Origin of the sequence: Methylomonas methanica (genome assembly GCF_001644035.1) — a bacterium.
GTDB lineage: Bacteria > Pseudomonadota > Gammaproteobacteria > Methylococcales > Methylomonadaceae > Methylomonas > Methylomonas methanica_A.
This window is the reverse complement of the sequence record NZ_LUUG01000033.1, coordinates 51,765-57,764: the sequence shown is the minus strand read 5'-3', so window position 1 is coordinate 57,764 and position 6,000 is coordinate 51,765. Positions and strand designations below refer to the sequence as shown.

6 protein-coding genes are annotated in these 6,000 nt (G+C 49.5%); 4 read left to right on the top strand and 2 right to left on the bottom strand.

What is annotated here, in order from left to right:
• On the top strand, positions 1 to 414 hold a 414-nt coding region (locus A1332_RS25565), incomplete at its 5' end, for a hypothetical protein (RefSeq protein WP_064006845.1).
• Positions 415 to 446: 32 nt separating this feature from the next.
• Here the strand turns inward: A1332_RS25565 and A1332_RS24555 are convergent.
• A complete protein-coding gene (locus A1332_RS24555; RefSeq protein WP_082879474.1) occupies positions 447 to 992 on the bottom strand; it encodes an HAD-IA family hydrolase in 546 nt (181 codons plus the stop codon).
• Between the two features lie 837 nt (positions 993 to 1,829).
• On the opposite strand from A1332_RS24555, the gene A1332_RS01655 reads away from it, so the two are divergent.
• Positions 1,830 to 2,042, top strand: a complete 213-nt coding sequence (locus A1332_RS01655; protein WP_064006839.1) for a DUF6447 family protein — start codon at positions 1,830 to 1,832, stop codon at positions 2,040 to 2,042.
• 167 nt (positions 2,043 to 2,209) lie between these two features.
• Positions 2,210 to 3,250 carry a hypothetical protein gene (locus A1332_RS01650; protein WP_064006838.1) on the top strand — a complete coding sequence of 347 codons (1,041 nt, stop codon included), beginning with the start codon at positions 2,210 to 2,212 and terminating at the stop codon, positions 3,248 to 3,250.
• Positions 3,251 to 3,347: 97 nt separating this feature from the next.
• On the opposite strand, the gene A1332_RS01645 is transcribed toward A1332_RS01650, so the two are convergent.
• Positions 3,348 to 3,728 carry a hypothetical protein gene (locus tag A1332_RS01645; RefSeq protein WP_064006837.1) on the bottom strand — a complete coding sequence of 127 codons (381 nt, stop codon included), beginning with the start codon at positions 3,726 to 3,728 and terminating at the stop codon, positions 3,348 to 3,350.
• 238 nt (positions 3,729 to 3,966) lie between these two features.
• On the opposite strand from A1332_RS01645, the gene A1332_RS01640 reads away from it, so the two are divergent.
• Positions 3,967 to 5,754, top strand: coding sequence for an alkaline phosphatase D family protein (locus A1332_RS01640; protein ID WP_064006836.1), 1,788 nt, complete (start codon positions 3,967 to 3,969; stop codon positions 5,752 to 5,754).
• Positions 5,755 to 6,000 lie beyond the last annotated feature (246 nt).

The window sequence follows — 6,000 nt, the reverse complement described above, 5'->3', positions numbered from 1 at the left end:
GGAGTCACGGATTCAGGTAATAGTCAAACATTGGATCAATACTTAACCTGGGTGATACGTTTTTATCATGGTTGGGAACTTTATCCCAGTGGCTGGAATAATATTAAACAAGATTTATTATTTAGAATTAAAGATCAGGCATTGGCTAAAGAAGTTAAAGATAAAATGGATGATCTGGGATTGTCCATTTCTCGCGAATGGGCAAAAAATAACGATACCCGCGTTATAAACACCCGACACGTGTCCATTTGGGGTAATGCCTTGTTGAAGTCTTTGCAACAGGGTGAAACCTTGGAAATCATCGAGCGGATTACTGCCGATGTACACGATTTAGTTGGCAAGAAGATTTCCGCCGACGTAATAACTGAAAATCGCTTCTATGCAGAGGAAGACATTTTTAAAGATGTCAATTAATAGGCAGGCATCACGGGGCACCGCAACAGGCACTAAGGCATTAAACCCTGAATATTTAGCACGTCTTGTAGTGATTCGAAGCCATCCACATGAAAGGCCGTGATGCCAAGACTTTGCGCGCTATGCACATTGGCGGAACAATCATCGAAAAAATAGACTTCGGAAGGTTCAACATCGCATTTGCCTAACGCCAACACAAAGATCTCGGGATCGGGCTTGATAGCGCCGAGCAAATGTGAAAACAAGGTGATATCAAAGTCGTCCTCAAGCTCGCCGAAGCGTTGCCAATGCAGAGGATTCGAATTGCTTAGGCAACCTACCATATAGTTTGCGCGTAAGTCGCGGATGGTTTTTCGCGCTCCCGGAAAGAACTGCCTGGGCCAGGATGTAAACGCTTTCAGGAACGCCCGCGGGGCAAGTCGCAGACCCCACTCTGCAATGAAACTGTCCGCAAACTCATCCGCTGAAAATCTTGGAAACGGAGCGTTAGCGAAGTGAAGATTTTTAGTCCCCGATAGCCGTAGCGCCGGGCGGGTTTTCGCAGCGAAGCGGAGAAAACCTGCAAGGCATCGCGACACGGCGTCAAGTCATGCGAGAGCCGATGTTTCGACCCCTTGTTGGGTCGGAACGAGGTGACGCGGACGAATCGGGGCGCCGAAGGCATAAGCGGTCGCGTAATTTTTGCCGATTTTTTCCTGCTGGGAAGCTCGAAAAAATCTTTCGGCAAAAATAGCGACTCCCCGGAGGCGTAGTTTCACCTCGCTCAAATTGCCGGACTGCTGGCGAATGTAACCAGCGCTCCTTAAGTGCCGAGTTCTCGAGAGGCTTGGGCAGCAATCGATTCAAATGTTCGAACACGGAGCTTTCTATCAGTACACCGCCCAGGTCGAATAACAACAGCGAAGGAAAACGCATCTAAATCTCCTAGTATCAAACCGAGCTTGATTGCGGCTAATTCTTTGCAATGCCGCGCCTACATACTAGGAGGGTTATGTGTCCTGATTATTTCAACGAAGGCCTTTGAAAAAATATTGGTAACGACGGGCGTTGATGAGTCTGTTTGCTAAGCGAACGCTTGGTCTGATTTATTCGAGTTAGGTACTGTATTTTGGTCCCAACAAGCTTGCAGATCAGAATCTAATTCGGCGTGGAAAATAACGCATTATCTGATCTGAAGTTACGTAATGAGGCTGGTTGCTGTTGTTAAAAAACTGTAACAATTGCCGGGTAAAATTTGCTCCGTGATTAAGCATCACCGCTTCTTTTGGAAGACAAAACCTTAAGTTAACGCTTTATTGATGTGGGGACCTCTAAAAGTTTAGAGATCCCATGGGATAAATCGCTGGTTGTGCGAACTTAATGGTATTGCTGCCTAAGAAAGAGGCTCTTTTAAGCGTAATTAACACAAACTTGATATGACCACCGAAACCCCAACAGTCCCCACTTTAACTATAGGCGATAAAACTCACCCTATCGACAGCCTTAGCGAGATCGCGAAAGCGCAAATCACCAATTTGCAAATCGTGGATGCCGAAATTCAACGGCTTCAGCATCAAATCGGCATTGCACAAGTCGCCCGTGAGAGCTTCCTGGCCACGTTACAAGCCGAATTTGCCACACTGGGTTAACCCAAGTTTTTGGCGTTACCTGCTGTCACGATACTTACACACGCTCTTTATAAACTTGGCAGGGGATATGGGACGAGTCATCTTGCTCCCTTACCCCTAAATAAACTGTCGTAGTCGCCTCTCAAAGGCTGGCGATGGTCAATAACAAACAAGTTTTGGAGTAAGTTATGAAGACTATTAAAGCACTCGGCTGCTGTGTGCTGTTTTTCGGCACGATGAATTTTGCAGTGGCAGATTCCGATGTTCGATTTGAGCATGGACGCAAGCCGCATGCCGATAAATTTTCCATCGCCTTGATCGGCGACCTGCCGTATTCCCCGGCCCAAGAACCCGAGTTTGTAAATTTGATGGCCGATCTGGACCGGGCCAAGATCACGTTCACGGTGCATGACGGCGATTTCAAAGGCGGCAGCGTACCTTGTAAGGACGAGTTGTACCAATTGCGCTTTAGACAATTTAACGATGCGAAACACCCGTTTTTCTACGTGTTTGGCGACAACGAATGGACGGATTGCCATAGGGCTGCAGCCGGCGGTTACAATCCTTTCGAACGCTTAAGCTATTTGCGTAGCCTGTTTTCGCCTAACGATCACCGCAGCATGGGTAAAAAGCAGCTGCCGCTGGATCGCCAAAGCCCGGAGTTCCCTGAAAATATCCGCTGGAACTATGGCGGCGTATTGTTTGTAGGGTTGCATGTGCCTGGAAGCAATAACGGTCTGACTACACGCGCCGACTTCAAGGTTGAGGCCGAGCAAGAGTATGCACAACGTAACGCCGCTAATCTGCAATGGTTGCAAGACTCTTTCGCGCTGGCTGCCGAACAGCATGCCGCTGGGGTGATGTTGTTTGTCCAGGCTAATATGTGGGACTTTATTCCCGCCGCCAACCTGACCGGCTATGAAGATTTCATCGTGGCCTTGGCAGCCGAAACCAAAGCTTTCGGTAAGCCGGTGGTGCTGGTCAATGGCGACAGCCACTATTTCCGCATCGACAAACCGCTGCCGTCGAAACTGCCTTCGGAAGTGAAAGACAGCGAATTCCCGTTCATCATGCCCTGGGAATCCAGCGCGCCAAGACTGCAAAACTTTACCCGTGTCGAAACCTTCGGCAACCCCAATTCGCATTGGGTGAAAGCTAATATCGATAGACACGATCCCAATGTTTTCTCTTTTGAAGAGCACATTGTTGAGAAAAACATCGCCCCCTAAATGTTAGCTTGGGTCAGAAAGTGCTTTGTAAACATGCCATTGTACTTTCTGCTCCGCAATCGCCAAGATTGCCAATAAATTACTAAGCACCGATGGTTTAATTGTTAGCTAAACTTGGCCGCCCTGTGGGCACTTTGTCCACTTTCTCTATGGCTTTTTTTAGTTCTTCCGGATTGGCTTGTGTCAATAGATACAAGCCAGCGCGAAGAATTTCACTTTTCTTCACATGAATCCCCGCCGCTAAGCAGGTTTTTTTCAATTCCGAAATTTTCCGATAATCGTGTTCCGGGAAAGAAAAGCTATCCCGAATGACTTTGGTTTTTTGAGGTTTGCTTTTTTTAGTCAAAGCCTTTTCTTCGCTACCGATAGTTTCGGCGATCAGTTCGGGTTCGGGATTTATAGTTGATTGTTCAATAACGGCTTCATTCGTCGTAGATTGACTGGCTTCATTTTTAGACTTCGATTTCTTGGCGTTCATTACGGTTTCCTATGGGGTGAGGGCGATTAACAGTATAAACCGTATATACCGTTTTTTACAGGAATCTATTCAACTGAAAGATCAGCACAATTGCGTCCTCAGACTATTTCGGGTCTTTATCAAACCAGACTCGGATTTTTGAGGGGTTGCGCCATTCATCAAATTGTCACCAAGCGGTTTTAAACTCCGGGGTTGCCAACTCTGTCACGTTTTTTGTCTTAAATCCTTGGAGACCATCATGAAATTCAAAGTAGTTCGATTAATCGCTGTTGCTACTCTGGTGGCTCTGGGCGGTAAAGCCCAAGCGGCCTTGCCCAACGGTGTGGCCGCCGGCGATGTCAGCCAAACCTCTGCCGTGCTGTGGGGCCGGTCGGATACGGTCGGCGATTTAAATTTCCAGTACGCGACTGATAGCGCATTTACGCAGATTGTGGGTTCCAGCTTTAAAACGGTGAGCGACCCGCTGGCACCGGTCAAATGGGATGTGTCCGGCTTATCCGCCGATACCTCTTATTACTACCGTGCAACCGATAGCGTTGGAAATGTCGCAAGTGGCCAGTTTAAAACTGCTGCGGCACTAGGCAGCACCACCGGTCTGCGTTTTGGCGTATCAGGCGATTGGCGCGGCGAATTGCTGCCGTATCCAGCCGTGAAAAACGCCAGCCAGCGTAACCTGGATTTCTTCGTAGCGATGGGTGATACCATCTACGGCGATGTAGCCTCCAACGTCAACGGCGGTCAGCAACAAGCGCAATCCTTGTCCGCCTATCGCAACAAGCATGCCGAAGTGTATAGCGCCAAGGGTGGCTTGAACGGTCTGGCCGATTTACGCCAGTCCACCGCCGTGTTCGCGACGATAGACGACCACGAAGTGACTAACGACTTCGCCGGCGGAGCCGACGTAGCAACCGACGCGCGTTTCAACGCCGATCCCGCCGGCACTCGGATCAATGACAGTACCTTGTACAACAACGGTATCCAGGCTTTTCAGGAATACAATCCGCTTCGCAACGAGACTTACGGTGCCACCGGCGACGCTCGCACTGCCGGCGAAGTAAAGTTGTACCGCAACCAAACCTTTGGCAATGATGCGGCCTTGATGGTGTTGGATGCACGCTCGTTCCGCGACAAAGAATTGGCCGATGCGAACCCGTTAAGTCAAGCTTCGGTTGGCGGCTTTTTGGCAAATTCGTTTGACCCGAGCCGGACTATGCTGGGCAAGCGGCAAATCGCCGATTTGAAAGCCGATCTGCTGTCAGCGGAGCAAAATGACGTCACCTGGAAATTCATCGCCGTACCGGAACCGATGCAGAACTTGGGGGTGGTTGGCGCCGGCGACCGCTTTGAAGGGTATGCCGCCGAACGTACCGAGATATTGAAATTTATCGACGACAACAAAATCGATAACGTGGTGTTCCTGTCCGCCGACATCCACGGCACCTTGGTGAATAACCTGACCTACCAACTCACGCCTTTTAGCGAGCAAAAAGCCACCAATGCCTTCGAAATCACCACCGGTTCCGTAGCCTATGACGCGCCGTTTGGCCCAACGGTTGCACAACTGGCGACTGTGGTAGGTTTACTGACACCACAGCAAAAAGCCTTCTACGACGCGTTGCCCAGCATCGCCGCCAAAGACAGCTTCATCAAGTCAGTGACCAATGGCGCTTTGACGCCGCTGGGTTACGACCCGCTAGGCTTGGACGCCAATCTGGCTGGCGCCGACGGCAAAATTCAAGCCGAATTGCTGCAAGGTGATTATGTGGCAACGCATACTTTCGGCTGGACCGAGTTTGAAATCGATCAGCTCACTCAGCAGTTGTTGGTTACCACCTACGGCATCAACCCCTACGATACCGGCGATATCGCCAACGATTTGACCGGCATCGTCAACCGCACGCCGCAAATCGTCAGCCAGTTCAGAATCACGCCAACTTCCGTACAACCGGTGCCTGTTCCAGGCGCGGCATGGTTGTTTGGAACCGCGTTGTTGGCTTTAAATTTCCGTCGCCGTCAACTTGCCTAATTTGTCAACAGGCCCGGCTGGGCAGATGCTTAGTGCATCTGGATTGGCCGGGGCTTCTTGTAACGAATGCTTTTTTGTTTGACAGCTAATGCGTGTCATTTTAATAACCTATCCAAACTACTGCTCGCCAAAGTGCCGCAGGGATTGTCACAATTCCGTAACATAATAGCCGTATGCTTGACATGATGGCGGCGGCAGTGATTCAAATATATGTCACACGGCGACTATTAACGGCAGAAGCATAGT

Excerpts from the sequence above, each read along its gene's own strand:
- A1332_RS01655 (WP_064006839.1), top strand. The coding sequence starts at position 1,830 with ATGACCACCGAAACCCCAACAGTCCCCACTTTAACTATAGGCGATAAA.
- A1332_RS01650 (WP_064006838.1), top strand. The coding sequence starts at position 2,210 with ATGAAGACTATTAAAGCACTCGGCTGCTGTGTGCTGTTTTTCGGCACG.
- A1332_RS01645 (WP_064006837.1), bottom strand. The coding sequence starts at position 3,728 with ATGAACGCCAAGAAATCGAAGTCTAAAAATGAAGCCAGTCAATCTACG.
- A1332_RS01640 (WP_064006836.1), top strand. The coding sequence starts at position 3,967 with ATGAAATTCAAAGTAGTTCGATTAATCGCTGTTGCTACTCTGGTGGCT.